Source organism: Candidatus Binataceae bacterium (assembly GCA_035308025.1).
Taxonomy (GTDB): Bacteria; Desulfobacterota; Binatia; order Binatales; family Binataceae; genus JAJPHI01.
In genome coordinates this window covers 68,818-94,137 of record DATGHL010000012.1, presented here as the reverse complement: position 1 = coordinate 94,137, position 25,320 = coordinate 68,818, and the positions used below count along the sequence as shown (strand labels likewise).

Annotated in this window: 30 protein-coding genes; 13 read left to right on the top strand and 17 right to left on the bottom strand. The window is 62.1% G+C overall.

Features of this window, described 5'->3' with window-relative positions; translation table 11 throughout:
* Positions 1 to 32: 32 nt before the first annotated feature.
* Positions 33 to 575 carry a hypothetical protein gene (locus VKS22_03185; protein ID HLW69606.1) on the top strand — a complete coding sequence of 181 codons (543 nt, stop codon included), beginning with the start codon at positions 33 to 35 and terminating at the stop codon, positions 573 to 575.
* Positions 576 to 683: 108 nt separating this feature from the next.
* Here VKS22_03185 and VKS22_03180 read toward each other — a convergent pair whose 3' ends face one another.
* From VKS22_03180 to VKS22_03140, 9 genes are all read right to left on the bottom strand, one after another.
* Positions 684 to 1,259: a hypothetical protein gene (locus tag VKS22_03180; GenBank protein HLW69605.1), complete on the bottom strand. Its 576-nt coding sequence runs from the start codon at positions 1,257 to 1,259 to the stop codon at positions 684 to 686.
* A gap of 201 nt (positions 1,260 to 1,460) precedes the next feature.
* Positions 1,461 to 1,679: a Fe-S cluster assembly protein IscX gene (iscX, locus tag VKS22_03175; GenBank protein HLW69604.1), complete on the bottom strand. Its 219-nt coding sequence runs from the start codon at positions 1,677 to 1,679 to the stop codon at positions 1,461 to 1,463.
* Between the two features lie 51 nt (positions 1,680 to 1,730).
* Positions 1,731 to 3,554 carry a Fe-S protein assembly chaperone HscA gene (gene hscA, locus VKS22_03170; GenBank protein ID HLW69603.1) on the bottom strand — a complete coding sequence of 608 codons (1,824 nt, stop codon included), beginning with the start codon at positions 3,552 to 3,554 and terminating at the stop codon, positions 1,731 to 1,733.
* A gap of 92 nt (positions 3,555 to 3,646) precedes the next feature.
* Positions 3,647 to 4,297: a hypothetical protein gene (locus VKS22_03165; protein HLW69602.1), complete on the bottom strand. Its 651-nt coding sequence runs from the start codon at positions 4,295 to 4,297 to the stop codon at positions 3,647 to 3,649.
* Between the two features lie 48 nt (positions 4,298 to 4,345).
* Positions 4,346 to 4,660, bottom strand: a complete 315-nt coding sequence (locus VKS22_03160) for an iron-sulfur cluster assembly accessory protein (GenBank protein HLW69601.1) — start codon at positions 4,658 to 4,660, stop codon at positions 4,346 to 4,348.
* A 15-nt stretch (positions 4,661 to 4,675) separates the two neighbouring features.
* The gene (gene iscU, locus VKS22_03155; protein HLW69600.1) at positions 4,676 to 5,098 is read right to left on the bottom strand and encodes a Fe-S cluster assembly scaffold IscU; all 423 of its coding nucleotides are present in this window, start codon (positions 5,096 to 5,098) and stop codon (positions 4,676 to 4,678) included.
* 91 nt (positions 5,099 to 5,189) lie between these two features.
* A complete protein-coding gene (locus tag VKS22_03150; GenBank protein ID HLW69599.1) occupies positions 5,190 to 6,407 on the bottom strand; it encodes an IscS subfamily cysteine desulfurase in 1,218 nt (405 codons plus the stop codon).
* Between the two features lie 212 nt (positions 6,408 to 6,619).
* Positions 6,620 to 7,384 (bottom strand): SDR family oxidoreductase, encoded by a 765-nt coding sequence (locus VKS22_03145; GenBank protein ID HLW69598.1) that lies wholly within the window; start codon positions 7,382 to 7,384, stop codon positions 6,620 to 6,622.
* A gap of 30 nt (positions 7,385 to 7,414) precedes the next feature.
* The gene (locus VKS22_03140; protein HLW69597.1) at positions 7,415 to 8,095 is read right to left on the bottom strand and encodes an EthD family reductase; all 681 of its coding nucleotides are present in this window, start codon (positions 8,093 to 8,095) and stop codon (positions 7,415 to 7,417) included.
* Between the two features lie 130 nt (positions 8,096 to 8,225).
* On the opposite strand from VKS22_03140, the gene VKS22_03135 reads away from it, so the two are divergent.
* From VKS22_03135 to VKS22_03120, 4 genes are all read left to right on the top strand, one after another.
* The gene (locus VKS22_03135; GenBank protein ID HLW69596.1) at positions 8,226 to 9,164 is read left to right on the top strand and encodes a cobalamin-binding protein; all 939 of its coding nucleotides are present in this window, start codon (positions 8,226 to 8,228) and stop codon (positions 9,162 to 9,164) included.
* A 13-nt stretch (positions 9,165 to 9,177) separates the two neighbouring features.
* Entirely contained in the window at positions 9,178 to 9,978 is an 801-nt protein-coding gene (locus tag VKS22_03130) for a hypothetical protein (protein ID HLW69595.1), read from the top strand.
* A 466-nt stretch (positions 9,979 to 10,444) separates the two neighbouring features.
* Positions 10,445 to 11,005: a hypothetical protein gene (locus VKS22_03125; protein HLW69594.1), complete on the top strand. Its 561-nt coding sequence runs from the start codon at positions 10,445 to 10,447 to the stop codon at positions 11,003 to 11,005.
* 39 nt (positions 11,006 to 11,044) lie between these two features.
* Positions 11,045 to 12,031 (top strand): site-specific DNA-methyltransferase, encoded by a 987-nt coding sequence (locus tag VKS22_03120; protein HLW69593.1) that lies wholly within the window; start codon positions 11,045 to 11,047, stop codon positions 12,029 to 12,031.
* A 76-nt stretch (positions 12,032 to 12,107) separates the two neighbouring features.
* On the opposite strand, the gene VKS22_03115 is transcribed toward VKS22_03120, so the two are convergent.
* The 4 genes from VKS22_03115 to VKS22_03100 are packed head-to-tail and all read right to left on the bottom strand — an operon-like array spanning position 12,108 to position 15,161.
* Positions 12,108 to 13,058, bottom strand: coding sequence for a metallophosphoesterase (locus tag VKS22_03115; protein ID HLW69592.1), 951 nt, complete (start codon positions 13,056 to 13,058; stop codon positions 12,108 to 12,110).
* An 11-nt stretch (positions 13,059 to 13,069) separates the two neighbouring features.
* Positions 13,070 to 13,789 carry an HAD family hydrolase gene (locus VKS22_03110; protein ID HLW69591.1) on the bottom strand — a complete coding sequence of 240 codons (720 nt, stop codon included), beginning with the start codon at positions 13,787 to 13,789 and terminating at the stop codon, positions 13,070 to 13,072.
* A 10-nt stretch (positions 13,790 to 13,799) separates the two neighbouring features.
* On the bottom strand, positions 13,800 to 14,957 hold the full coding sequence (locus VKS22_03105; protein ID HLW69590.1) for a hypothetical protein: 1,158 nt from the start codon (positions 14,955 to 14,957) through the stop codon (positions 13,800 to 13,802).
* A gap of 6 nt (positions 14,958 to 14,963) precedes the next feature.
* Positions 14,964 to 15,161, bottom strand: a complete 198-nt coding sequence (locus VKS22_03100; GenBank protein HLW69589.1) for a hypothetical protein — start codon at positions 15,159 to 15,161, stop codon at positions 14,964 to 14,966.
* 4 nt (positions 15,162 to 15,165) lie between these two features.
* Here VKS22_03100 and VKS22_03095 point away from each other — a divergent pair, with 4 nt between their 5' ends.
* Positions 15,166 to 15,624 carry a TspO/MBR family protein gene (locus tag VKS22_03095; protein HLW69588.1) on the top strand — a complete coding sequence of 153 codons (459 nt, stop codon included), beginning with the start codon at positions 15,166 to 15,168 and terminating at the stop codon, positions 15,622 to 15,624.
* Positions 15,625 to 15,652: 28 nt separating this feature from the next.
* Here the strand turns inward: VKS22_03095 and VKS22_03090 are convergent, their stop codons facing one another.
* From VKS22_03090 to VKS22_03080, 3 genes are read right to left on the bottom strand one after another with little or no spacing between them, the layout of a single operon-like run.
* Positions 15,653 to 16,483: an ABC transporter ATP-binding protein gene (locus VKS22_03090; GenBank protein HLW69587.1), complete on the bottom strand. Its 831-nt coding sequence runs from the start codon at positions 16,481 to 16,483 to the stop codon at positions 15,653 to 15,655.
* Positions 16,480 to 17,505 (bottom strand): iron ABC transporter permease, encoded by a 1,026-nt coding sequence (locus VKS22_03085; GenBank protein HLW69586.1) that lies wholly within the window; start codon positions 17,503 to 17,505, stop codon positions 16,480 to 16,482. The genes VKS22_03090 and VKS22_03085 overlap by 4 nt, the downstream gene beginning before the upstream one ends.
* Positions 17,498 to 18,514, bottom strand: a complete 1,017-nt coding sequence (locus tag VKS22_03080) for a helical backbone metal receptor (protein ID HLW69585.1) — start codon at positions 18,512 to 18,514, stop codon at positions 17,498 to 17,500. Before VKS22_03080 ends, VKS22_03085 begins: the two co-directional genes overlap by 8 nt.
* Before the next feature lie 332 nt (positions 18,515 to 18,846).
* Between VKS22_03080 and rpmH the strand changes: the two genes are divergently transcribed.
* The 5 genes from rpmH to jag are packed head-to-tail and all read left to right on the top strand — an operon-like array spanning position 18,847 to position 22,537.
* Positions 18,847 to 19,005 (top strand): 50S ribosomal protein L34, encoded by a 159-nt coding sequence (rpmH, locus tag VKS22_03075; GenBank protein ID HLW69584.1) that lies wholly within the window; start codon positions 18,847 to 18,849, stop codon positions 19,003 to 19,005.
* 41 nt (positions 19,006 to 19,046) lie between these two features.
* On the top strand, positions 19,047 to 19,382 hold the full coding sequence (rnpA, locus tag VKS22_03070; GenBank protein HLW69583.1) for a ribonuclease P protein component: 336 nt from the start codon (positions 19,047 to 19,049) through the stop codon (positions 19,380 to 19,382).
* Positions 19,379 to 19,714: a membrane protein insertion efficiency factor YidD gene (gene yidD, locus VKS22_03065; protein ID HLW69582.1), complete on the top strand. Its 336-nt coding sequence runs from the start codon at positions 19,379 to 19,381 to the stop codon at positions 19,712 to 19,714. The genes rnpA and yidD overlap by 4 nt, the downstream gene beginning before the upstream one ends.
* Positions 19,707 to 21,398 (top strand): membrane protein insertase YidC, encoded by a 1,692-nt coding sequence (yidC, locus tag VKS22_03060; GenBank protein ID HLW69581.1) that lies wholly within the window; start codon positions 19,707 to 19,709, stop codon positions 21,396 to 21,398. Before yidD ends, yidC begins: the two co-directional genes overlap by 8 nt.
* On the top strand, positions 21,395 to 22,537 hold the full coding sequence (gene jag, locus VKS22_03055) for an RNA-binding cell elongation regulator Jag/EloR (GenBank protein ID HLW69580.1): 1,143 nt from the start codon (positions 21,395 to 21,397) through the stop codon (positions 22,535 to 22,537). Before yidC ends, jag begins: the two co-directional genes overlap by 4 nt.
* Positions 22,538 to 22,691: 154 nt before the next feature.
* Here jag and VKS22_03050 read toward each other — a convergent pair whose 3' ends face one another.
* A complete protein-coding gene (locus VKS22_03050; GenBank protein HLW69579.1) occupies positions 22,692 to 23,048 on the bottom strand; it encodes a ferredoxin family protein in 357 nt (118 codons plus the stop codon).
* Positions 23,049 to 23,307: 259 nt separating this feature from the next.
* On the opposite strand from VKS22_03050, the gene fumC reads away from it, so the two are divergent.
* Complete coding sequence (gene fumC, locus VKS22_03045; GenBank protein ID HLW69578.1) at positions 23,308 to 24,714, top strand: class II fumarate hydratase; 1,407 nt, start codon at positions 23,308 to 23,310, stop codon at positions 24,712 to 24,714.
* Between the two features lie 41 nt (positions 24,715 to 24,755).
* On the top strand, positions 24,756 to 25,247 hold the full coding sequence (locus tag VKS22_03040; protein ID HLW69577.1) for a hypothetical protein: 492 nt from the start codon (positions 24,756 to 24,758) through the stop codon (positions 25,245 to 25,247).
* Positions 25,248 to 25,320: the final 73 nt, after the last annotated feature.

Below are 25,320 nucleotides of genomic sequence, written 5' to 3'. Positions count from 1 at the left end.
CGGAGGACCCGGGCCGCGTTAAAGTCCTGGCTGTGCCGACCACCCGCGAGGTCCTCGAGACCACGACTGCTTTGGAACGGCGCAGCATGGCGCTCTATGCGCGCTTCGCCAAAATCTTCCGGGAAAACCCGGCGCAGCATGAGTTCTGGTTCGGGATGGCGCGTGATGAAGCGCGCCATGTCGGCGCGCTCGAGTTGGTCGCGACCGTCCTCGAATTCGAGGGCGTGCTCGAACGTCCGAGTCCGGTACCGATGCAGGATGACGTTATCGCGCGCCTGCGGGCGCTGCTCGAGCGTCATCTCGGCGCGCCCGCGGAGACCCTTGGGATCGAACGGGCGCTCGCGATCGCGCTCGAAGTCGAGGAGACCGAGCTCGAGGATCTGGTCGGCGATCTGCTGATCGCACTGCAGCAGCACGACGAGTACGCGCGCTGCCAGCGCCTGCTAGTCCATGACCTCGGCGAATTGAGTTATATGATCGAGCGCCACTGCCACGATCCGGCGATGCTCCAGCGCTGCGACGAACTCGTCAACCATCACGCCGAGACGCTGCGCAAAACCGCCTCCAGCGGGTAAACCTGTACCGGGTCGCGCGCCAGCGCCGGCGCAGCCGACACGCGAAAAAGGTGAGAGGCGGCCCTTCGAGGACCGCCTCTCCGGATTAACGAATCTTGCTGCGGCCGCTCAGGCGCGAGCTTTGCGCAGATTGCGCGCGGCTGTGTGAGCGCGCACCGGCGTAGCTTTGCCGCTACCGACATGACCGCGCTGGCGCCGCGGAGCGAACACTTTCGCGGTGCGTGCCAACGCTGGCTTCGCCGTCTCGGTTGCGCGGACCGGCTCAATCATGGCCGGCGGTTCCTCGATGACAATCACCGGATTAGCCGCCGCCTCCAGCCGCGCCGCAGCCGCCCGCTCGAGCGCCTCGATCTTGCGCTGCTTCCACTGCTTGAGCCCGCGCCGCAGGTACTCGGGGTTTATATCGAGCATCTCGCAGACGTTGTCGAACGAAAAGACCCAATGCTTGTCCTCGAGAGCAATCCATTCGTCGGCGTCGCGAAACAGCCGCTGACCCTTGCTGCTCGACGCGTCGATACACTTCATGAAGCATTCGACCGCGTCTTCGAGCACGCTCAAGATCAAGCGCTTCTCGCCTTCGAGCAGATGCTTTTTGCGCATCGCCTCGAAATACTGGATGGGCAAAAGCGTGTCAGGCTCGAACAGCCCGGGCAGCTTTTCGTCCAAGGTTTCCTTCTCTTGCATCTTTCCTCCGTGATCAACCCGCGCTTCCACCGCCGCCACCTCCTTCAAATCTAAGTAAACCTAAGTAATCGCTTCAAATCTAGGAACTTGTTTTAAAATCTACGCACTCTTTTGGACGAAATCCTGAATTCCGATCTACAAATCTAAGGGGCGATCGCGCTTACCCTCTATTCAGATGTAACGCAGTCGTCATCCGTTTATTCAGTCGTCTTCGGAGCGCTCCTCGTAAAGCTCATTCCACGCCATCTGAATCGCTTCGAGCTTGCTCTCGTTGGAACCCGCCGGGTCGTCCTCGAACTCATCGAGGTCAATCACCCATTGCCGCAGATCGACAAAGCGCACGTCGAGCGGATTCAGCCCCGGATGATTTTCCGCCAGCACCTCCGCCAAATCCTCGGCCTGATCCCACTTCAAACCCATCGCGCCGTCGCCTCCGGTTCTGTCAAACCCTGAACATCACGACCCTGAGCATCACGAAATCTGCTCGAGCGTGTGCTTCTCGACCGCCGAGCGCAGCGCCTGATCCATGATCCGTTCGGCAAACGGCGTGCTGACTTCATTCAGTACCTCGACCAGATGCGCAATCCGTTCCCGATCGACGCCATCGCGCGCCACCTCCAACTCCGCGGCAAGCGCTTCCATTCGCGCGCGCTCACCTGCTTCGATCAGCCCCGCATAATCCTTAAGCTGCTTGCGCAGCGCTGTCATTATCTGTTGAGCGTCGTTGCGCGCGATTATCAACAGGCGCTGCTCAATATCCTCTTCGCCCAGATCGATCGACTCCTCGAGCATCCGCTCGATCTCGTCGTCAGTCAGCCCATAACTCGGCTTCACATCGACCGAATGTTCCTGTCCGCTGCGCTCATCCCGCGCGGTCACATTCAGGATACCGTTAGCGTCGACAAGGAAAGTGACCTCGATCCGCGGCAGTCCCGCGGGCTGCGGCGCCAGCGGTCCGAGCTTGAAGCGCGCCAGGCTGCGGCAATCCGACGCCAGCTCGCGCTCGCCCTGCAGCACGTGGATATCCACATGCGTCTGATTATCGACCGCGGTCGTAAAGTTGTCAGTGGTGCTGGTCGGGATCGTCGTATTGCGATGAATCAGGCGTTCCATCACCCCGCCCATGGTCTCGATCCCGAGCGACAACGGCACGACGTCGAGCAGCAGCATGTCGCCCTGCGTGCCCATCAGCACGCCGGCCTGCACCGCCGCGCCGCGCGCGACCACTTCGTCTGGATCGAGCGAGGCCAGCGGCTCGCGGCCAAAGCAAGCGACGACTCGCCGCCGCACCAGCGGCATCCGCGTTGAGCCGCCGACCAGCACGACCGCATCGATCTGGCTCGGAGTGAGTCCGGCGTCGGCCAGCGCGCGCTCACAACATGCGATCGTGCGATCGACGAACGGCGCGGCGATGGCCTCGAGTTCGGCGCGGTTGATATTCTTGGCGATCGTGCGATCTTTCAGCTCGACGCGGGTCGCCGTCGTCGACTCCGTGCTCAGCGCTCGCTTGGCCGCCTCGGCGGCCGCTCGCGCCGCCGTCCAGGACTCGCGATCCGCCGGTATTCCGCCCAGCATCCACTCGACCAGAGCGCGATCAATGTCGTCGCCGCCCAGATGAGTATCGCCGTTGGTGGCGAGCACCTCGAAAATTCCACCCTTAATATTCAGGATGGAAATATCGAAAGTCCCGCCGCCAAAATCGTACACCGCGATTTTACCTTCTGCTGCGCTCTGACCTTCCGCGGCTTTCTCCAAGCCGTACGCGAGCGACGCTGCGGTCGGCTCGTTCACCAGCCGCACGACTTCGAGTCCGGCCAGCCGTCCGGCGTCGCGCGTCGCCTGCCGCTGGCCGTCGTTGAAATAGGCCGGCACCGTGATCACCACGCGCTCGACCTTTTCACCGCCGAGTACGGCTTCCGCGCGCCGTTTCAACTCACGCAGGATCGCCGCTGAAATTTGCGACGGCGTATAGGCCCGCGCGCCGGCCTGAAAGCGCACCACCGCTCCGGCGGTGTCGAACGCATAGCGCCGGCGGTCTTCCTCCGCCAGGTCGGCCCCGCCCAAACCCATGTAGCGTTTTACCGATCGCACGACGATCGCGTTGGCGTCACCGTTGGTTTCAAGCGCGATCGCCGCGCTTCCCACCTCGGCGGCGCCGTCGGGCCGCAACGCAACTACTGAGGGCAGCAGCGCATTTCCCGCCGACGGCTCGGCGAAGACGCGTGGCGCGCCTTGCTCCATCACGGCAATCAGGCTGTTGGTAGTGCCGAGGTCTATGCCAAAAATACGCGACATCGCAATCTTCTAATCTTCGATTCTCTAATATGCGGGATTGCCGTCCGTAAAGAACAGCTTATGATCCGGCTTCGCGCGAAAGAACTGTTTTCTCAGGCTGCGGCCCTCCTGTCAAGGGCTTTTGCGATGTCTCTCGTCAGTGTGGTCAGATAAGCCATCGCCGATAAGATCCTTTTAAGTTCATTGAACAGCTCCTCGGACGGCTGAGCTTCGATCCGATCAAAAGCCATAAAGTTGGCTTCGAGCTCGCCTGCGAGGCCTTCGAGCATCCGCATCACCTGCCCCTGCCGTTCGATGACGGCCATCGCTTCGACGGCAACTCCTTCAACTTCGTAGCGCGAACCCGCCGCGCGCAACTCGCTTAGTTCTTCCTGAGCCGCGAAGACGATCGCAGCCAATTCGGCGGGCACCTGGTTGTTCTCGGCGAGCTTGCGGCCATTGAGTTCCAGCCAATAGAGGCCGCGATTGACCGGCTCACGCAGAGTCCGGTAGGCGCGAGTCAGGAGCGCGGTTGCCCGCAAGCTGAGATCGCGCAATTTTGCCGGGGCATTGGCGAAGCGATCCGGATGGAGCCGGCGGCCGAGGTCGTGATAGGCCTGCTCGAGCAGGCGTTGATCAATTTGCAGCTTGCGCGCGAGACCGAGCGCAGCAAAGCAGTCGAGATTGCAGGCCAGCGGCGCGGCGCATTCAGAGCAGATGAGGCGCGGCTCCTGCAGCCGCGCGCATGACGGACATCGAACCATTAGTCGTAAACCCGATCCGGATTCTAAACTCGACCCGAGCCCGCGGCCTCATACCGTGAACGATTCCCCGCATCCGCAGCTGCGCTTGGCGTTGGGGTTGACCAGCCGGAACCCCGACGCCATGAGATCCTCGGCGTAATCGAGCTCCGAACCGTTGAGATAGAGAAAACTTTTCTTATCGACGATCAATCTGGCGCCGTCGCGCTCAAAGATCTTGTCGCGCTCTTTGGCGCTATCGATCTCCATTCGATACGATAGCCCGGAGCATCCGCCGCCCACGACTTTGACGCGCAGTCCGGCGTCGGGCTTGTCGGCCGCCAACTGCTTAATCTTCCCGACTGCGTTCTCAGAGAGCGTTACCACCTGATTCAGCCTCGCTCAGCCCTGCTCGACTTTCTTTTGATCAGTCGCAGCCGCACTCTCCTGATGCTTGCGCCAATCGGAGATCGCCGCCTTGATCGCGTCTTCGGCCAGCACGGAACAGTGAATCTTGACCGGCGGCAGATTCAGCTCCTTGACGATCGCCATGTTCTTGATCGCCAGCGCCTCGTCGACGTGCTTGCCTTTGACCAGCTCGGTCACGTAGCTCGAGCTTGCTATCGCGCTGCCGCAGCCGAAGGTCTTGAACTTGGCATCCTCGATCAACCCGCTGTCGGGATTGATCTTGAGCTGCAGCTTCATGACATCGCCGCATTCCGGCGCGCCGACGACTCCCGTGCCGACATTGTCCTCGCCCTTGGCGAAGCTGCCGACGTTGCGCGGGTTCGTGTAGTGGTCGATTACCTTGTCTGAATAAGCCATCTTTTTCACCAAACCGGGTTTCTGCGAAAATCTTAACTTTTGACGCAGCTCGCGGACTCGCCTGCTCGCTCCGCGCGGCAACCGCGCTCCACTAGTCCTTCCAATTGACTGATTTGAGGTCGATCCCTTCCTTGGCCATCTCGTAAAGCGGCGACATTTCGCGCAGCCGGCTGACTTCTTTGGTCACCCGCTCGGTCACGAAATCAACTTCCTCTTCCGTGTTGAAGCGTCCGAGCCCGAAGCGGATCGAGCTGTGCGCCAACTCCTCGCTGACGCCGAGCGCGCGAATCACATACGAAGGCTCGAGCGTCGCCGAGGTGCAGGCCGAGCCGGAGCTGACCGCGACGTCGCTGATACCCATCAGCAGCGATTCGCCTTCGACATAAGCGAAGCTCACGTTGAGGTTACCCGGCAGCCGCTCGGTCGGATGGCCGTTCAACGAGACCTCTTCCAGCCGCTCGAAGAGACCCGCCTGGAGCTTGTTGCGCAAATCGATCAGGCGGCGGCCCTCGTCGGCCATCTCGGCCTGGGCAAGCTCGCAAGCCTTACCCAAACCAACAATTCCGGTCACGTTCAGCGTACCTGAGCGCATCCCGCGCTCGTGCCCGCCGCCGTCCATCTGCGCAGTGAGCCGCACCCGCGGCCCCTTCGACCGCACGTACATCGCGCCGATCCCCTTGGGACCGTAAATCTTGTGCGCGCTGAGCGACGCGAGGTCGACTCCGTCGCGATCCATATCGACCGCGATTTTGCCCGCCGCCTGCACCGCGTCGCAATGGAACAGAACGCCCTTTTCCTTGGCGATCTTGCCGATTTCGCGAATCGGATGGATCGTGCCGATCTCGTTGTTCGCGTACATGATCGAGATGAGCACGGTCTTGTCGGTAATCGCGGCGCGCACAGCGTCAGGGTCCACCATCCCGTACTTGTCCACCGGCAGATAGGTCACGCTCGCCTTGCCGCCGCGCTCGAGCGCGCGGCACGTGTCGAGGATCGCCTTATGTTCGGTGACACAGGTGATGATGTGATTACCCTTATCCTTGTAGAATTCGATAATCCCTTTGAGCGCGAGGTTGTCCGATTCCGTCGCGCCGCTGGTAAAGACGATCTCCTTGGGCTTGGCGTTGATCAGCGCCGCGATCTGATTGCGCGCGCGATCCACCGCCTCCTCCGCCTCCCAGCCAAAGCTGTGATTGCGGCTGGCGGCATTGCCGAATTTTTCCGTAAAATAGGGCATCATCGCTTCGAGCACCCGCTGGTCCAGCGGCGTCGTCGCGTGGTTGTCCATGTATATAGGCAGTTTGAGCATCCCGTCCCCGTCTTGCGATCCTAGGCCCAAACAAATTAGTGGACCTGTTAGGTATAGAATTACTCCCGGTGCTCCGCTTTGTCAAATTGCGAAGCTGTTCATAATCGCGATATAGCGAGCGTCGCCGTCTGCTATTTAATCGAAACCGGCATCCTAGCACGGTCGCGCTGACGGCGTGCCAGCCCAAAGCGCCGAGGTGTCGCCTTTTCGCGCTAGCGCGCGGTCATGGCGCCATCGACCGGCATCGCGCACCCGGTGACGAACGAGGCGTAATCCGACAGGAGCCAAGTAACCGCCTCGGCGATTTCGGAAGGCTTGCCCATCCGCGCCACCGGCTCGGTGCCGACGAGAATCTCCTTGAGCCGCGGGTCCGCCGCGACCATCTCGCCGACCATCGGCGTATCGATCACGCCGGGACAGACGGCGTTGACGCGAATATTGTGGCGCGCGTATTCGAGCGCCGCCGATTTCGTCAAACCGATCACGCCGTGTTTCGACGCCGTGTAGGCGGGCATCCCTTGCGAGCCGACCAGTCCCGCGACCGAGGCCGTGTTGACGATCGCGCCGCCCGACTCCTGCTTCGCCATCTGCAGGATTTCGTACTTCATGCAGAGCCAGACGCCGCGCAGGTTGATCGCGATGATCTGATCGAAGCCCTCTTCGGTTTCGTCGCCGGTGCGCGCGATTTTGCCGGCGATGCCGGCGTTGTTGTAGGCACAATCAAGGCGGCCGAAATGCTGCACTGCGGTCGCCACCAGCGCTTCAGCGTCAGCGGCCCGCGCCACGTCGCAGCGCGTGAAAACAGCTTCGCCGCCGGCGCTCTTGATCATTTTGACGGTCTCGTGGCCGCCCTCCTCGGTCACGTCGGCGACGAGCACGCGGGCGCCCTCGCGCGCGAAGGCAATCGCGGCAGCGCGGCCAATCCCGGAACTCGCGCCGGTCACCAGCGCAGCTTTTCCCTGCAACATTCCTGGCATTCCTGACTCCTTGCCTTCCGACCTTGAGGTCTAGCGTTCCTGAATGACGACGTGCTCCTGCGCGACAAAATTGCGCGTGACACTCATGTCGAGAAACTTCGCCCCATCGGCCGCCATCGCCCTGCCCTCCGGCGTCTCGAATGCGGCGCGCATCGCTTCGTGACTGTCGAACCAGATCTGCGCGACGCCATCAAATTGCGGTGTCGCATAAAGATAAGCTTCGTCGATCAGATGAGACTGGACGTAGCGCCGGAAGCCCGCGACCTTCGTGCCGAGACCGCCATGCACGTCGATCCAGTAGCGGCGAAACTCATCGAGCGGCATCCCGGCTATCCGCTTGAGCTGCCACACGCCTTTGATCATATTTGGCCCGCTCGGACCGTCGATAATCACGTGGTCCTGCGTCACCATCCACTCGACGCGCTTGAGATCGATAAAATTGCGTTCGTCGGCCAGCGCGCCGTCGAGATATTCCTTGCTCTTGCGCAGCTCGGCCATCGCGGCGAGCGAATCGACCAGCACCTCGGCCTCGCCGTCGTAGGGTGAAGAGCTGCCGACGAAGCCCGGCGCGGCGATCCGATGGCTCTGGACGTAGCGGCGCACCTGCTTGATCTTGCCGGCAATTGGACCGTGGGTCTCGCGCCAGTAGCGATGAAACTCGGCGTCGTCGAGCTTAGCCAACCGGGTTATGAAATAATGCACGTGTAGCATCGCGATCACCTCCTCACTCGGTGGGATTTTATTAGCAGAGCGCATAACTGCCGAACAGTGACAAGGGGCCCGCGGAGTCTGCGACGCGCGGCCGAACTGATCAATAAATCAATCACTGAGGACTCCTGCCATGCATCGAATCGTTTCACTGCTGCCCAGCGCCACGGAGATTGTCTGCGCACTCGGCTTTACGGAGCAGCTCGTCGGCCGCTCGCACGAATGCGACTATCCCGCCGCAGTGACCTCCTTGCCGGTCCTGACCAGCCCCAAGTTCGATCCCGAAGGTTCGAGCGCCGCGATCAACGAGCGCGTCAAGCGGATCGTCGGCAACGCACTGGCGGTCTATCGCGTCGATGCGGACGCGCTGCGGGCTCTGCAACCCGACGTCATCGTGACCCAATCGCAATGCGAGGTCTGTGCGGTCAGCCAGCGCGACGTCGAACTGGCAGTGGCCGATTGGATCGGCGGTCCGCCACCCAGGATCGTATCGCTCTCACCGATGAACCTCGGCGACGTCCTCAATGACATTGGCCGCGTCGCGATGGCCCTAGGCGCAGGCGTGCGCGGGATCGAGTTCGTCACGGATTTGAGCCGCCGGATGAGCGTGATCGAAGGCCGCGCCAAGACCGCCTCGTCAAAGCCGCGCGTCGCCTGTATCGAATGGATCGACCCGCTGATGGCGGCCGGCAACTGGATGCCGGAGCTGATCGCTATGGCGCACGGCCGCAACCTCTTCGGCGTCGCCGGGCAGCACTCACCCTGGATGAAGTTTGAGGAGCTGGTCGCGGCGAATCCCGACGTGATCATGATCGCGCCCTGCGGCTTCAATATGGATCGCAGTGCCGCGGAGATGGCGACGCTCACCGATCGCAAAGAGTGGTCGGCACTCGAGGCGGTCCGGCGCCGCAGAGTTTTCCTCGCCGACGGCAATCAATACTTCAACCGCCCCGGTCCTCGGATAGTTGAGTCGTTGGAAATCCTCGCCGAGATGCTCCATCCGGAGCTCTTCAGCTTCGGCCATCAGGGCTCCGGCTGGCAAAGAATCGAGTCTGGGAAAACAAATTTCTAAGTTGAGAGGACATATGAGCCTTAAAGAGCTTCTTCCCGCCGGCGGAAAACGCAAGGCGCGCACCCCTGAGCAGATTGCTGCGGCCAGGCGTACAGGTCTCGACTACCCCGCTACCCAAGTGGGGGTTAGCGGTAATATCACAGTCGCGTATGACGCCGCGCTCGGCGCTCAAGGATTGAACCTTGCCCAACAGTTGCTGAATGCTGTCACCGGCCCCTACGACGATATGCAAAGGTTCTTCGGTATTGCTGGGGCTCCCGTCGAGGTCCTCATCGCGCCGCTGAGCGGAAACAACGATGGGTCCGGCGGCGCATATCATTATGGTTGTGACTTCGCGTCAGGCAGCGTTCTGTACCTCGATGCGACGTTTGCAACTACGGCCGTCAATCCCCTGAACCTGGAGATCGGGCTTTACGTTGCCGAATTGAGCGAGTGCTTCATGGGTGCGCAGGGCGGCGGATGGGGTTGCGGCTTCAGCAATGGCGAGGGCCTGTCGCGCTTTTGCGCCGAACAGGAGACGCCGGCGGGCACACTGGATGGGTTTGTTACCGGGCCGGCTTGGGCCCAGGCTGGTTTCCCCGACTGGGTCAGCAAAACCGAGCAAACCGATCAGGATGGTGTATCCACCGGATGCGCCATCGTTTACGTCTACTGGATGCGCTCGCTTGGGTTCACTATTCCGCAAATCGTAGAGGCTGCCGGCGCTACCCTCTCGACGAACTACCGGACGCTAACGGGAAAGGCGACGGCGTATCAGGATCTGCTGGCGGCGGTGAAAGGTCTGACCGTCGCGTCCGATAATCCATTCGGCTAGAGCGGCATTATATCGAGGAGTGGCAGGCGGGTGTGAAACCGGTCAGCAGTTAAACCGCACCTTTACGATCAGGCGGAGACGCGGCGGTTGGTAGAGAATCTGAGCGCGTCGCTCGTGTGTGCCCATCCTGAGGTGCTACGCGTTCGCCGCGCGCCGCGCTCCGCAACCCCACCAGACAATACTTATCGTCTTCTACAATACTCATCGTCTGTGGAGCGTGAGAGCTGCTTGGCCTAGCCTTCTGACGTGAAATGAAGGCTATCCAAGGCACGTTGGGCCGACGGGTGCGGACGCTCAGGGTCAGACGTGGCTGGACCCAAGAGGAGTTAGCGTCCAAAGCTAAAAAGCATCCAACTTATATTGGGGGGATCGAGCGCGGCGAGCGCAATCCAACTCTGACTGTACTGGCGGATATCGCCCGAGCCTTTGGTGTCACCCTGGATGTCCTTCTGAGAGAGGATCGGCGGTGACCTCCTCCTCCCATCCATTGGAGAGAAAATTCAACGCTCCGGCGAAAGATATCTTGGAGGCGATCGAGCGCGGGTTCCGTGCTCAGGTTGACGTCAAAGGGAAACTGGCCGAGCTCTATCTGTATCGCCATTTCGAACGATTACGCGCAGACGGCCAGATTATCTCGATTCAGTGGCACGACGCGGATGGGCTACCCGATTTCGAACTTCTGATGCAAGATAGACAAAAACTTCGCGTCGAGTGCAAGAATCTCCGGAGTGGTAAAAATTTCTCCGCGCAACGCGGATGCAAGGTCGAGATTCAAAAGACCCGCGGGGGCTTAGATAAGGCGGGGCGAAAAACCCGAGGCTACTTGGCGGACTATTTCGACCTGCTGGCCGCGTGCACGTTTAATCTGACCGGCGAGTGGAGATTTCGCTTTATCGCGGCGCGTCGCCTCGCGCGGCGCGATGAGGACCCCAAGGTGCTCAAGGTTATGCAGTCCGTACCCCTCATGGGCGACGACAAATATTGGTTCGACGATTTTATTATGGCCACCCAGGATGTGAAAGGTTGACAAAGCCATCGTCATGGCAATACTCATAGTCTGTCCGATATGAAGAAACCGATTTCCGCCTCCGGTCTTCCGGCATTCAAGAAGAAGGCGCTATATGCGACAGGTCTTGGCGCAGCGTACGTGGGCGATTCCCATCTGCTTCTGCGAGAATTGCCGGATGCGAGCGTAAGCTTGGTGCTCACCTCTCCACCTTTTGCACTCCACTTCAAGAAGGAATACGGGAACAAGGATCAGATCGATTACATTCCGTGGTTCCTGGAGTTCGCGCGGGAAGTGAAAAGGGTTCTCACAGAGGATGGGAGCTTCGTCATCGATCTTGGCGGAGCGTACGAGCCGGGCCGGCCGACAAGATCGCTCTATCACTTCAAGCTGTTGATTTCGTTAGTCGAAGATCTCGACTTTTATTTGGCGCAGGAGTTCTACTGGCACAATCCCGGCAAGATGCCGGCGCCGGCTGAATGGGTCACTGTCCGTCGGATACGAGTCAAGGATTCCGTCAACTGTCTCTGGTGGCTCTCGAAAACGCCTAACCCGAATGCCGATAACCGGAGAGTACTGGTTCCCTACAGCCGGGACATGGAGCGCTTGATACAGAAGGGTTACCGCGCGAAGCAAAGACCTTCCGGGCACAACGTCACCCAGAAATGGGGACGTGATCAGGGGGGAGCGATTTGTTCGAACCTAATTGTCCAGGGCAACAATGATTCGAACGGCACATATCTTAAGCTTTGCGCGCAAGCTGGGCTCAAACCGCATCCGGCTCGTTTTCCGCCGCAGCTTCCAGAGTTTTTTATCAACTTTCTGACTGATGAAGGCGATCTGGTTGTGGACATTTTCGCCGGCTCAAACACGACCGGAGCTGTATGCGATCAGCTTAGAAGGCGATGGCTCGCATTCGAATTGGAGTCTCGCTATCTCGAGGCGGGAAGGCTCCGCTTTCCGAAGCTTACGGCCGAGCTCGCAATTGCGGAGCCTGCGGAAGCCGCGAGGGACGGTCAACTCTTTCTTCCTCTGCGTCGACACTAGCCATTGGCGCCGTTGCTCGGAGAGGAGTGAGGCGTCAGGTTGGGCGAAACTCCTCAGCAGACCCACACCCTTACAATCATGCGGAGGCGCGGGCGCGCCGCGGTCGACGCGGAGGCTCGATCGCCGCGGCCTCCGAGCCGGCGCCCTCCTCTAGCATCGCCAGCGAGAAGCGCGAGACCTCGGGGCGGCAGTTGATGCGAATCCGCAGCCAGAAGGTCCCGAGTCCGCGATTCGTATAGATGTAGAATTCATTGTAGCGATTCAAACCGGCGTAAAACTTTTTGCCGATGCGCAGGATCGAGCGGATCGGCGAGCCGTAGTAAGGGATGCGCACGACGCCGCCGTGCGTGTGGCCGGAGAGCATCACGCCCGGCGCGAGATGACGCGCGTACAGAGCAGTATCCGGGTTATGCGCGAGCACGATCGTGCACTCGTCGGGAGCCAGGCCGCGAAAGGCGCGCGTCGGTTCAGCCTTGCGCGCCCACAAGTCGTCGATCCCGACCACGACCAGATGGTCGCCGCGAATCACTACGCGCTGATGTTCATTCGCCAGCAACCGCGCGCCGGCGCGCTTGAGCGCGTCACCCACGACGCTGGCCGAGGCCCAATGGTCATGATTGCCGAGAATCGCAAAGAGGCCCACGCGCGGATTGAGGCTGGCGAGCGCGCGCCGGAAACCGTCGGCATAGCGGCGCATCGTATCGCCGCCGGAAAAATAGTCCCCCGTCAAAAAAACCAGATCAGGTTGCTGGCGATTGATCGCCTTGACCGCCGCTTCAAGGCGCGCGAGATCTTCGTCGCGATCGACGTGAAGGTCGCTGATTTGACATGCGACCAAGCCCGTTAATCCAGGCGGCAACTGCCGTACTGGCAGGTTGGTCGCCGCCACTTCGATGCCATCGATCGTCTTGCGCCACATCCGATGGAGCGGGCGCAGCGGGATCGGCGGCTTGCGCGGCGGGACAGCGCCAGGCTCACGGCGGCGGCGCTTTTGGCCGTCCGCCACAAGCTTTAGTTTCGTACTCATGTGATGGCATCTTAGAACAGTTCGGTCAGATGTGGGAAGCTGGGCACGGTCAGGATCCGCGCGTCCGCCGCAAGCTCCTCCTGTTCCAGGTCCCAGGTTTGCGCGTGCGGGATGTAGACTGCGGCGCGCAGACCGGCGCGAATCGCTGGATTGATGTCGGAGCGCGGGCTGTTGCCGATCATCACTGTACGCGCCGGATCGAGATTGGCCTGCGCGACGAGGCGCTCGTAGGCCGCCGCATCTTTTTCGCGCGGCACGCCGACGCGGCTGAAAAATCCGCGCAGCCGGGAGCGCTCAAGCTTGGCCATCTGCTCGTCGGGTTGCCCTTTGGTAAACAGAATCAGTCGATGACGCGATGCGAGTTCGGCGAGCGTCGCGGCAACCCCCGGCATCAACTCGCAGTGGCGTTCGAGCAGCGCCGCGCCAATCTTTTCAACCAGAGGTTGAACCCGTAGGTGTAACTCAGGTTCGATCAATTCTTCGGCCACCCGCCGGAGCGCCATAACATAAGGTCGGCGGCCATAGCCGATCTCCTCGATGATCGAGAGTTCGTGAGAGCGGATGGCCGCGTAGATGCGCGTCGCGTCATCGAGTCCGGCCTCACGCAGCGCCATGAAGAAAGCCGACTGGGCCTCGAGAAAGTGAACGTTCGAGTCCCACAACGTATCGTCGGCGTCGAAGATCAGATTCCAACCGCCCCGCCGCGCCTGCGCGAGAATCGCTTGCGACATAACGCCGTCGTCAGACCTCGGAATCAGCGATCATCGTGGGCAGACAGCGCGCGGAAGTGAAGAGCTCAGTGACTAACTCGCGTCCTGCGCGACTGTGATAGTCGTAACGCGCGTCAATTTCGGCCACCGCTGTAATTGCCTCCTCCAACGAATTGAATGCGACCAGTCCTGCTCCTGCCGGCACCTTGTCGGGGAACCCGGTATTCTCGGCGAGCACCGGGCGCCCGCTGGCCAGATAGCAGATACTACGATCGCTAATCCATCCGGTTTTTAAATCTCGAAAGATCGGCTTGGGGCATTGGATTTCCGCGCGCGATCGCTGAATATACTGTTGATACTTGAGCGGGGTTGTCGCCACCTCATTGGGATCCGCGAGTTTCCAGTTATTCTCGCTAAAAAAGACGCGGTCTTTTCCGTAGTCGCCGGTGTCAATATTCGCCGCCAACTCAAAGGGCCGCCCGCTGATGCGCGCAAGAGCTGCATATTTGCGATAAGCCGCGCGCTTGGACAGGCTCAAAACGCGGTGATCTAAAGTGAGTTCTTCCCATTCCCACTGCGTTATCGACGTGAAGGGCGCCTGCGGCCCCGGGTCCGGCATGGCCGGCCACAAGGGCAGATAGACAAAAGGGAAGAATGGTTTCCACGTATGTCCAAGCCGTGGAATCTCACAATCCAAATCGTTGATCTTCGAGCCGACGGTCAGGAAGGCGTCGTGAGCTGAGATACCCATATCGAAATGATAGCTCTTCGTAACGACTTGCAGATGACCCGGGTCAACGTCAATCAGCACGCGCCGGCGAAACCTCGAGAGCAGGGGATCGCGCAATGCGCAACAAAAATTCCATAGCAGATCGCTCGCTCTGATCGCTTCCTCGAGTTGATTGCGGGTCTTGCCGAAGAACTGCCCCTCTTCGATCCGTTGTTCGTCCAGATTCGGGAGCAGGACGAGGACGCTATCATCGTCGAGTTGGTAGTCGCGGAGGCGCGTGAAGAAATCGCGAATAAGCGCCGCATCGCTTGCGGGGTCGGCGGTCGACTGCAGCAACTCAACCCACAGGATTTTGTGGCCAAGCGCTTTCAGCCCAAGCGGGTATTGAAGAAACCACGACCAATGACCGCCTCCGGGCGGGTACTTCGCCAAAGAGCCGTTACCTAATGCAATGAACATTTGCCTTTAACTCTGCCGGTTGAGCATCGCGATGACGAAGTTGCGGCGGTGGCGTCTCAGGTGGCGGGAAACCGCCTCGGTAAAGTTGCGCGTGATCAAATCAAATCCAAGTGGAACGAGACGGAAGATTGCAGAACGATTTGCCGGCGGCGAGCCAACCTCCATACGATAAAGGTTGATGCTTGAACGATGGATTTCACTCATTCTCTTGATTGGATTGTGTCTGGGAACTGGAGCGCTGTCAGGCTGGCTCACCCGCGATGCGATCACGGGTTGGTATCATACTCTGCGCAAGCCGCCGCTGAACCCACCCAACTGGGTGTTTGGTCCGGTCTGGGGTTTGCTCTACGTTATCACGACGGTTGCCGCGTGGCTGATCTGGTGCGAGCGAAGCGCCGGCACTGGGGCGCTGGAGATATTCCTTGTTCAACTCGCGCTGAATTTTCTCTGGAGCATCCTCTTTTTTCGTCTGCAGAGCCCCGCCGCCGCCTTGTGCGATCTGATCCTGCTCTGGATCGCGATTGCGGCCACGATCGTGGCGTTCTCGGCGATAGTGCCGTTGGCCGGCGCGATATTAATTCCGTATATCGCATGGGTCAGCTTTGCGGGCTATCTCAACGGCGGAGTTTGGTGGCTCAACAGCCGTGCCGCTCCTGCCACTCAATAAGCCGTAAAAAACTCTGACGGCGGAGTAATCATGCGGGCGGACGTGCCGTGGCAGCCACGGCTGGGTAGACCACCAGCGCACCCGAAACCGGGCTGCGGCCGACGTGGACCTCGACCTCGTAGACCTCCCGCAGCCGCACCGGATCGAAAACCTCTTCGGGCATCCCGTAGCCGACGGTGACGCCGCCTTTGAGCATCAGGATGCGATCAGCATAGAGCGCCGCGGCATTCAGATCGTGCAGGGTGGCGACGACCGCGAGGCGGCGCTCAGCGCGGAGCTGGCGAAAGCACTCGAAGATCTCGGCGACGTGGCGCAGGTCGAGGAAGGCGGTCGGCTCGTCGAGCAAAATCACGCGCGGCTCCTGGGCGAGCGCGCGGGCGAGAAAGACGCGCTTGCGTTCGCCGCCGGAGAGTTCCTGAATCGAACGGCTGCCCAGACCGCTCAGATCGAAGCGGGCCATCGCCGCGCGCGCAATCGCAACGTCGCCCGGCGACTCGAGATGAAATGGGCCGAGATGCGGCGCGCGGCCCATCAGGACGATCTCGGTGACGGAAAACTGAAAGGCGACCGAGTTTTCCTGCGCGACCGACGCCAACGTGCGAGCGATCGCGCGGCGGTCGTAGCTTTTGAGCGGACGACCGAACAGTTCGACCAGTCCCGCGCGCGGCTCGAGCGCCCCGCTGAGCACGCGCAGCAGCGTGGATTTGCCTGCGCCGTTGGGTCCGACAATTGCCAGGAGCTCGCCGGCTCTGACCTCAAGCGCAACGTTATTCAGCACCGGAGGCGCGGCGGGATGGGGATCGTAACTGGCGACGAGCCCGCTTGCGCGCAGCGCGATTTCGTCCGCAAGCGGGCTCATAGCGCGAGCGATTTGCGCCCCTCGCGCCGCAGCACGTAGATGAAGAAGGGTCCGCCGCACAAGGCGGTGATTGCGCCGACCGGCAGCTCGGCCGGCGCGATCACGGTGCGCGCCACGAGGTCAGCCGCCAGCGCGAAGGCCGCGCCGCCGAGAATCGAAGCGGGCAACAGCAGCCGATGGTCGGCGCCCAACGCCATCCGCAGAACGTGCGGCACGATCAGGCCGACGAACGAGATAATGCCGCTGACGGAGACCGCCGCGCCGATCATCACCGAGGTCGTGACGAAGATGAGTCTGCGCGCACGATCAACCTCGACGCCGAGTTCGGCCGCCTCGTCGTCGCCGAGGCTCAGCAGATTCATATCGCGCGCCCGCGCGATCAGTACGATAAATCCGGCGAAGCCCAGCAGCGTTACCATCGCGACTTCCCGATAGGTGGGGGCCTCGAAACTCCCCATCAGCCAGAAAATGATGCTGTGGGTGAAGTAGAAGTTGACGATGCTGTTGATCAGCATGATCGCCGCGCCCCAGAAGGCGTTGAAGATGACGCCGACCAGCAGCAGGGTGAAGGGTTCGAGCCGCCCTTCGACCTGGGCGAGTCGATAAACCGCGGCGGTCGAGAGCAAGGCGGCGAGGAAGGCGGCGGCCGGTACGATCGCGTCGGCGGCGGCGTAATGGGAAAACAGGATCATCGCAGCGACCGCGCCGAAGGCGCCGCCGCCCGAGATTCCGAGGATACCGCCCTCAGCCAGCGGATTGCGCACGAGCGCCTGCAACGCGACGCCCGCCGCGGCGAGCACCGCGCCGACGATCGCGCCGATCAGGACGCGCGGCATTCGGGCGCCGATCAGGATCGCACGATCGGGGCTCAAGGGATCGGCGACCGCGCGCAGCAGACTAATGTGCACGCTGCCAAACGCGGTCGCGATGATCGCGATCGCGACGACGCCCGCCGCGAGCGCGGCCAAGGTCGTCGTCATCCGCGCCGGCGTAAGATGCGCGCCGCGTACACGCTCAGTCACGCGCCGCGTCCTCGAATCCAGGTTGTGCGAGGGCCTCGGGATGAATCCGGCGCGCTAGCAGATCGAGCGTCAGCCCGATGCGCGGTCCCGGATGCAGCGTCGGATCTTCCGGATAGCCGAAGACGCGATGACTCTGGACGGCGGGAATCGTCGGATAGCGGCTCCAGAAGCGGCCCGGAGTTGAGGGATCGGAACCCATCTGGCCGTCGAGAATGACGTCGGGGCGCGTTGCAATGACGTACTCGAGGCTGAGCCGCGGCCAGGCCTGATTCGAGGCGTCGGCGATATTTGCGGCGTCCGCCAGCGTCAGCAACTCGTCGAGGAAAGTGCCGCGCCCAACCGCGACCATCGGCTGATGGCCGACCACCATCAGGACCTTGCGACGCGGCGTACTCCTCAGCCGCCGGGCAACCGCCTCGAGATGACCGCGTAATGCGGCGACCAGCGCGCGCGCCGCGGCGCCCCGTCCGATGCGCTCGCCGACGAGAATCGTGCTGCGCTCGATCGCCGCGACCGAGCCGTCGTCAGCCATCAGGGTGGCGATGCCCATCGCGTTGAGTGCGCGAATTTCGCGGAGGTCCGAGGAGGTTGAGAGCCCGATGACGAGCGTGGGGCGGAGAGCGGCGATCGCCTCGATATTCGGGGTCAGGAAGGAGCCGACGCGCGGCAGACTGCGCACCGCCGGCGGGTAGTCGTCGTACTGCGAGACGCCGACGGTTTCGCCGCCGGCGCCGAGCGCGAAGAGCGTCTCGGTCACCGACGGCGCCAGTGAAACGAGGCGTTGGCGGCCCGCGCCGCCTGGGATCGCAGTCTTGGGATTGCGCGCACATCCTGCGAGCAAGGTCAGGAAGATGAGCAGGATCAGCGGCGCAAGCGCGTTCACGTCGCGACAGTACATGATGAAGGAGGTGGGTTTAAGCGGACGGGCGCGATGCTCGCGGCGCCTGCTCGACGCGCGGCGCGCTTTGCCGAGACGCGCCGCTCGCGGTGGCCATCGGCTTTCAAGCATCCAGCGACCCCCCCCTTAAAATCGCGCATCACGGCTACCGATGAGCCGCGCTCGTCGAAATAATTAGGACCGGGATTCTTCGCTTCGCTCAGAATGACAGAATGGGCGACGGAAACGAGACGGGTTGCTCTGGTAGGCGGGGTGTGGTTCGATGATGGGCTTGCTGGCATAATCCGTCATTGCAGATAGTCGCTATCCGGTAACCTCGCGAGGATCGGGGCGGGGTAAAAGAAAAGACCGGGGTCCTTCGACTGCGTTGCAAGGTGGCTCCGCTCAGAATGACAAAAAGAGAAAGGTGCGAGCATCGGGCTCGTTGAACTTGACCGCGACAGATGAAAAGAACCTATCAACCGCACAATCGCAAGCGCGTCCGCACGCACGGCTTTCTCGCCCGCATGGCGACCCCCGGCGGGCGGAACATTCTCAAACGGCGGCGGGCCAAGGGGCGTACGCGGCTGGCGATCTCGATTCCGCCGAAACAGCCGGGCTAGCCGCGGAGTCGTCCGGCGTTGGTTTTGGCGCGGCTGACCGCCTGCATCGGCGGAGTGAATTCCTCCGTGCCCAGCGCGTCGGCTTCCGCTATCAAGCCGCACATTTCGTGATCTACGCCGCCAAGGCTCCGGAGAATCCACGGGTGCGATTGGGAATCACGGTCTCGCGCAAGATCGGCGGCGCGGTCGTGCGCAATCGGATCAAGCGGCGGGTGCGCGAGTGTTTTCGGCAGAGCCTGCGGCAAGCGATCGCTCCCGGAACCGATGTCGTTGTGATCGCGCGCGGCGGCGCCGGCGAACTCGATTCATCCGCGCTGCGCGCCGAGCTGGCGGCGGCGATCACACAGTTGCCGTCGCGGTTGCACGTCTCCCCATGAACCATGATGCACAGTCGCGGTTAGTCGTGCGGTTTAGCCGCGTCGCGGGAAGTGCGGTCGCGCGCGCTGGCCGGGTGTTGACGCTGGCCGCGTTGGTAATTTATCGCGTCGTGCTGTCGCCGATCTTGGCGGCGGCGCTGGGTCCGGCCTGCCGCTTCGAGCCGACGTGCTCAGAATATGCCAGTGCAGCGATCGCGCATCATGGCGCCGCGCGCGGCGGCTGGATGGCCATCCGACGGCTCCTGCGATGCCGTCCCGGCGGTGGCTGGGGCTACGATCCGGTAGCCGGTGCTTGCACAGCGGCGGGCGAAAAAAGAGAGCTACTTGGATAACAATCGCCTCATACTCGCGATCGTGGTAACGATGGCCGTGATCTTCGGCTATCAGCAATTCCTCCAATGGCGCTATCCGAGCCTTTACGGCCCGAAGGCCAAACATGCCGGGAGCGCAACGCCGGAGGCAGCTCCCTCGGCGGCTGGAGCCGGGCCTGCAGGCGCGTCGCTCGCGGCTAATGCGCCTGCGGCCGGAGCAGGCGCCACGACTGCCGCGACGAGAGCCACTGCGCCGGGCGAGATCGAGCGTTCGGTGACCGTCGAGACCGAGTTGTACACGGCAACTCTGAGCAGTTACGGCGCCCGCCTGGTCAGTTTCCGGCTGAAGAAATATCGCCAGACGGGCGAACGCGGCAGTCCGGATTACGAGCTGATCCGGCCCGGCGATCGGATGCCGATCGGGATGGTAGTGGGGCGCGGCGCGGCGACGATCGATGACGCCGGGATCGATTACACAACCACCTCGCCGGCCCAGATCAAGGTTAGTGCCGGCGCGCCGGCCACAGTCACTTTCACCGCCTCCACCGCTGACGGCCTCAGGCTCGAAAAGAGCTTCAGCTTTGCGCCCGCAGGCTACGTCTTCACGGTCGCGGCGCGCGCGACGACGGCATCAGGTCCCCCGCCCGACGGCGTCGGTCTGACTATGAGTCAGCCGCTCACCGAGCTGGCAGGCTATCGCGACTATCCGGAGATTCAGGCCGATGTAAACGGCAAGGCGCTGACCGAACTGCCAAAGGCGCTGAATAAGGGCGTTGCGCCGCTCAACGGCGCGATCAGCTACGCCGGCTTCGGTGATCGCTATTTCCTCGCGGCTTTCCTGCCGGAGCGTCCGCTGAGCGGCAAGCTCGTGATGAGCGTGAACGGCAATCAGGGCGACGCGCAACTGATCTTCAGCGGGGTCGCGAGCGCCACGAGCCGCGTCTTCATGGGGCCCAAGGCGCTCGAGGTGCTCGAGGCGGTCGATCCGAGTCTGAGCAAGGCGATCGACCTGGGCTTCTGGGGGATCATCGCATTGCCGTTTTTGCGGCTGCTCAAGCTCTTCTATCGCGTTGTGCCGAACTACGGAATTGCTATCATCCTGCTGACCGTAGTGGTGCGCCTGTTGACCCTGCCGATGTCGATCAAGGGTCAGCGATCGATGATGAGGATGCAGCGGCTGCAGCCGCAGGTAACCCGGCTGCGCGAAAAGTTCAAGGACGATTCCGAGCGGCTCAACCGCGAGATGGTTGACCTCTACAAGCGCAATCACGTCAATCCGTTGGGCGGCTGCCTGCCGATGGTCGTGCAGTTTCCGGTCTTTATCGGCCTGTATGAGGCGCTGCTCAATGCGGTCGATCTGCGCCACGCGCCGTTTGTCGGCTGGATTCAGGATCTCTCTGCGCCCGATTGTCTGCATATCGCCGGAATCCCGCAGATCCCGATGACCACCTGTCACGGCATCCCGGTGCTGGTGCTGCTGATGACGCTGTCGGCCTTCGGCCAGCAGTGGCTGTTGCCGCGCCAGCCCGATCCAAGCCAGCAAAAGATGATGATGATCATGCCGCTGGCCTTCAGCCTGATCTTCCTCTCGCTTCCGTCGGGACTCTCGCTGTACTACTTTGCCTCGAACCTGCTGGGAATCGCGCAGCAGGTGGTGCTGAATCGCGAATTCAAACAGGTTGTGCCTGAGCCGGCGACGACATGAGTATGCCGAACGATTCCAACGACTCAATCGAAGTAACTGCGGCGACCGTTGACGAGGCGATAAGCCAGGCGCTCGAACGTCTGGGCGCCGGCGCGGACGACGTCGCGATAACCGTGCTGAGCACGCCGCGTAGCGGGCTGCTGGGACTGGGCGCACGTCAGGCGCGGGTGCGGGTGAGCCGTCGCGCTCCGGCGGCCGCGCGCAGCGGGGTGATGTCGCCGCCGCCGGCACCGCCACCGCGGCCGCGCACGCCCGCTCCGTCGAAGCCGTCAGCCGCGCCGCCACATGCGCGCCCGGCGCAGCCGCCGGCCCGTGGGCCGGTGGCGCCAGTTCGCGAGCCGCCGATTAAAGCTCCGTTAGCGGAGCGGCCTCTCGAACAGCGGCGGCCGGTCAGAGAGGAGAGCCGCAGTCGCGATCGCGACGACAAACTCGAGGCGCGCGCGCCGCGGGTGAACGAGCCCCTCGGGGGTGAGCCCAGCTGCGGAGGTGAAGACGACCGCCGCACCGGCGATACGAAGGCGCTGGTGGCGGAAGGCCGCGCGCTGCTCGAGCGGGTGCTGGAACTGATGGGCGAGCAGGCCGTTGTCGAAACGGTGTGCGACGACGACGCCGAGCTGCTCGAACTGAACATCAAAAGCGACGGCTCCGGGCTACTGATCGGGCGTCACGGGCAGACGCTGGACGCGCTTGAGTACGCGATCAACCGGATCATCGCGCGGCGGCTCAAGGACGCGCCGCCGATTTCAATCGATACGGAATCCTATCGCGCGCGCCGGCGCGGCCAACTTCATCGGATGGCCCTGGCGCGCGGCGAAGAGGCCAAGCGGGAGCATCAGGCGGTAATGCTCGAGCCGATGCCGGCGCGCGATCGGCGGGTCGTGCACCTCGCCCTCAAGGATGATCCGTTGCTGACGACGCGCTCGGCGGGCGAGGGTTTTTTGCGGGCGATCCAGATCGTCCCGGTGGATGAACGGCGCGACAGCGGCGGTGCGAGTCGCGAGCGCGATCCGCGCCGTGGCCGTGAGCCTCGCCGCGAACGCGACCAGCGCCGCGGACCGGACAGTGATCCGCGTGACGACACGCCACCGCCGGTCGGCGAGCAGGGCGGTTTTCGTCACGGCCAGAAGCGGATTGTTTAAGCGCTAGTGGAGCGCCTACTGGCGCGGAGCGAGCGGGCTCGCACCGCTTCGTCCCGCTAGTCCGCACCGTCATTTCGCTAACCAAGAATTTTAACGCAGCTCGCAGACTCGCCTGCTCGCTCCGCGCCAGTAGGCGCTCCGCTAGTGTTAGTGCTCAGCCGTCGGTCCAGCCCCACTTGGCCTTGTTGGCGGCGATCTGATCCGGGGTCGGATGTTCGGTAGTGACGAAGGTTTTCACCTTAAACTGATCGGCCATATCGACGGTCGCGTGATTGAGAGCGATGTCGGCGTTGAAGATTTCGGGGACCGCCGGCTCCTCAAAGATCGCCTGCCACGGGCATTCGGGCTCGCAGGCGCCGCAATCGATACACTCGTCGGGATGGATATAGAGCATGTTGGGAAAGCGTTCGCGATCCTCGCCGACATACTCGTAGATGCAATCGACCGGGCATACGCTGACGCATCCGGTGTCCACGCAATCAATACAGAGGCGGGTTATCGTCCATGGCATGGCGGCAAAATCTCTCCTGCACGTTATGAGGAGTAAACCATATCCTGACGGCCGCGCATGGAAAAGGGCCGCGCGCAAAAGGATTCGGGTCAAACGCTCACGCAGCTTTTTGTCATAGTAGCAGGCTGGTTTCAACGGGCCGCTGACTCAATCTATTGGTGCTGTCTTACGGCCAGTACCAATCTCTTAGGCTTGATTGCTCGGAGCGCGGGTGATGCGCTAGAGCTGTCGCGCAGGAAATTCTTCACGGAGAGTAGTCATGGCGGAAGGCGCTAAACGGGTTCGGGTTGAGAGCGACAGCATGGGCAAGATCGAAGTGCCGGCCGAGCATTACTGGGGCGCGCAGACCGAGCGCTCGCTAATCCATTTCGCGATTGCGCAGGACGTGATGCCGCGCGCGATGATCCGGGCCTTCGGCATCCTGAAGCGGGCCGCAGCCGAGGTCAATCGCGATTTCAACAAGCTGGCGCCGAAGCTGGCGGATTTGATCGTGCAGGCAGCGGACGAAGTGATTGCCGGCCGGCTCGACGCCGAGTTTCCGCTGCGCATCTGGCAGACCGGCAGCGGCACGCAGACCAACATGAATGCGAACGAGGTGATCTCGAATCGCGCGATCGCGCTGGCGGGCGGCGAGCTCGGCAGCAAACAGCCGATCCATCCGAACGATCACGTCAATATGTCGCAATCCTCGAACGACACGTTTCCCACCGCGATGCATGTGGCGGCGGCCGAAGAACTGACCCATCGGCTGGTCCCGGCGGTCAAGGGCTTAATCGAGGCGCTCAGGCGCAAGCAGACGGAGATCGCGGATATCGTCAAGATCGGCAGGACCCATCTGATGGATGCGGTGCCCCTGACCTTCGGGCAGGAGTTCTCGGGCTATATTGCGCAACTTGAGTACGGTATCAAGCGGATCGAAGCGCTACTGCCGGAGGTAATGGAGCTGGCGATCGGCGGCACCGCCGTCGGCACGGGCCTGAATACCCATCCGGAGTTCGCTGAGCGCTGCGCCGCGCGGATCGCGCAATTGACCGGGCTCAAGTTCACCTCGGCGCCGAACAAATTCGCAGCGCTGGCCGGGCATGACGCATTGGTGGCGGCCAGCGGGATGCTCAAGGCGCTGGCCTGCGCGCTGATGAAGCTTGCGAACGACCTGCGCTGGATGGGCTCGGGACCGCGCTGCGGCCTGGGCGAACTCGTACTGCCTGAGAATGAGCCGGGCTCCTCGATCATGCCCGGCAAGGTAAATCCGACCCAGTCGGAGGCGATGACCATGGTCTGCGTGCAGGTGATGGGCAATGACGCGGCGATCGGTTTCGCCGGCTCGCAGGGGAATTTCGAGCTGAACGTCTTCAAGCCGGTGATTATCCATAATCTGCTGCATTCGATCCGGCTGCTGAGCGACGCCTGCGGGCTCTTTGCGGAACATTGCGTCGAGGGACTCGAGGTGAATCGCGAACGGATCGCGGACTACGTCGCGAACTCGCTGATGCTGGTGACGGCGCTAAGTCCGCATATCGGTTACGATAATGCGGCCAAGGTCGCCAAGAAGGCCCATCATGAGGGCACGACCCTGAGGGCGGCCTGTCTGGCGCTGAATCTGCTTAAGCCCGAGGAGTTCGATCGTTACGTGGTGGCGGAGAAGATGATCGCGCCGGAGCAGTAACCGACGGGCGCGCCAGCGAGAATCGAAAAGGAGAGGTGGGATTGAAGACATTCGGTGTCGCGCTAGCTCTGGTGATGATGCTCATGCTCGCGCGCTCGGCGATGGCCGATGCGGTCGCGACGGCGAAGGCGACTGATCAGGCCTACGATGCTGCGCTGCTGGCCTGCACGCCTGGCGCCGCCCTGGATTTTTTTGAGGATCACGCGGCCGCGATCTTTCCCGGCGACGGAGAACTCGGGGGCGGCAAAGCCGAGATTGCCCCGCTAGTGAAGAATTTCGACGCGGCGTTTTGCCCCGATGCGCAGCACAAGGCCGCGCTTAAAACTATGAGCCTCTCGGCGACCTCGATGGGCCCCGACTTCATCATGATCGTGCGGCAGTTTGAGGCCACCGACAAGCTCGGCAATTCGGCGCTGGTGCGGGCCACCGAGTTGATCCATGAGAAGGACGGGAAGTGGCGCTACTTAGTGGTCCACGTCTCGGTCGGCTTGCCGCGCGCGTCGGCCAGTGACGTCGGCAAACCGGCGCAGTAGGCTTTGACGCAGGCGCAGTTGGTCGGATAATTCCTGAAGGTTGGACGATTGGGTTTCCGCGGAGGGAATTTTA

What these genes read in the sequence shown, in the direction of transcription:
- VKS22_03135 (HLW69596.1), top strand. Translation starts at nt 8,226, where the DNA reads ATGCATCGAATCGTTTCACTGCTGCCCAGCGCCACGGAGATTGTCTGC.
- VKS22_03140 (HLW69597.1), bottom strand. Translation starts at nt 8,095, where the DNA reads ATGCTACACGTGCATTATTTCATAACCCGGTTGGCTAAGCTCGACGAC.
- jag (HLW69580.1), top strand. Translation starts at nt 21,395, where the DNA reads ATGAGTATGCCGAACGATTCCAACGACTCAATCGAAGTAACTGCGGCG.
- fumC (HLW69578.1), top strand. Translation starts at nt 23,308, where the DNA reads ATGGCGGAAGGCGCTAAACGGGTTCGGGTTGAGAGCGACAGCATGGGC.
- VKS22_03050 (HLW69579.1), bottom strand. Translation starts at nt 23,048, where the DNA reads ATGCCATGGACGATAACCCGCCTCTGTATTGATTGCGTGGACACCGGA.
- VKS22_03150 (HLW69599.1), bottom strand. Translation starts at nt 6,407, where the DNA reads ATGCTCAAACTGCCTATATACATGGACAACCACGCGACGACGCCGCTG.
- yidD (HLW69582.1), top strand. Translation starts at nt 19,379, where the DNA reads ATGAACCATGATGCACAGTCGCGGTTAGTCGTGCGGTTTAGCCGCGTC.
- hscA (HLW69603.1), bottom strand. Translation starts at nt 3,554, where the DNA reads ATGTCGCGTATTTTTGGCATAGACCTCGGCACTACCAACAGCCTGATT.
- VKS22_03115 (HLW69592.1), bottom strand. Translation starts at nt 13,058, where the DNA reads ATGAGTACGAAACTAAAGCTTGTGGCGGACGGCCAAAAGCGCCGCCGC.
- iscU (HLW69600.1), bottom strand. Translation starts at nt 5,098, where the DNA reads ATGGCTTATTCAGACAAGGTAATCGACCACTACACGAACCCGCGCAAC.
- VKS22_03165 (HLW69602.1), bottom strand. Translation starts at nt 4,297, where the DNA reads ATGGTTCGATGTCCGTCATGCGCGCGGCTGCAGGAGCCGCGCCTCATC.
- VKS22_03180 (HLW69605.1), bottom strand. Translation starts at nt 1,259, where the DNA reads ATGCAAGAGAAGGAAACCTTGGACGAAAAGCTGCCCGGGCTGTTCGAG.
- VKS22_03080 (HLW69585.1), bottom strand. Translation starts at nt 18,514, where the DNA reads ATGCTTGAAAGCCGATGGCCACCGCGAGCGGCGCGTCTCGGCAAAGCG.
- VKS22_03100 (HLW69589.1), bottom strand. Translation starts at nt 15,161, where the DNA reads ATGAGTGAAATCCATCGTTCAAGCATCAACCTTTATCGTATGGAGGTT.
- rpmH (HLW69584.1), top strand. Translation starts at nt 18,847, where the DNA reads ATGAAAAGAACCTATCAACCGCACAATCGCAAGCGCGTCCGCACGCAC.
- VKS22_03090 (HLW69587.1), bottom strand. Translation starts at nt 16,483, where the DNA reads ATGAGCCCGCTTGCGGACGAAATCGCGCTGCGCGCAAGCGGGCTCGTC.
- VKS22_03120 (HLW69593.1), top strand. Translation starts at nt 11,045, where the DNA reads ATGAAGAAACCGATTTCCGCCTCCGGTCTTCCGGCATTCAAGAAGAAG.
- VKS22_03110 (HLW69591.1), bottom strand. Translation starts at nt 13,789, where the DNA reads ATGTCGCAAGCGATTCTCGCGCAGGCGCGGCGGGGCGGTTGGAATCTG.
- iscX (HLW69604.1), bottom strand. Translation starts at nt 1,679, where the DNA reads ATGGGTTTGAAGTGGGATCAGGCCGAGGATTTGGCGGAGGTGCTGGCG.
- VKS22_03145 (HLW69598.1), bottom strand. Translation starts at nt 7,384, where the DNA reads ATGCCAGGAATGTTGCAGGGAAAAGCTGCGCTGGTGACCGGCGCGAGT.
- VKS22_03105 (HLW69590.1), bottom strand. Translation starts at nt 14,957, where the DNA reads ATGTTCATTGCATTAGGTAACGGCTCTTTGGCGAAGTACCCGCCCGGA.
- VKS22_03130 (HLW69595.1), top strand. Translation starts at nt 9,178, where the DNA reads ATGAGCCTTAAAGAGCTTCTTCCCGCCGGCGGAAAACGCAAGGCGCGC.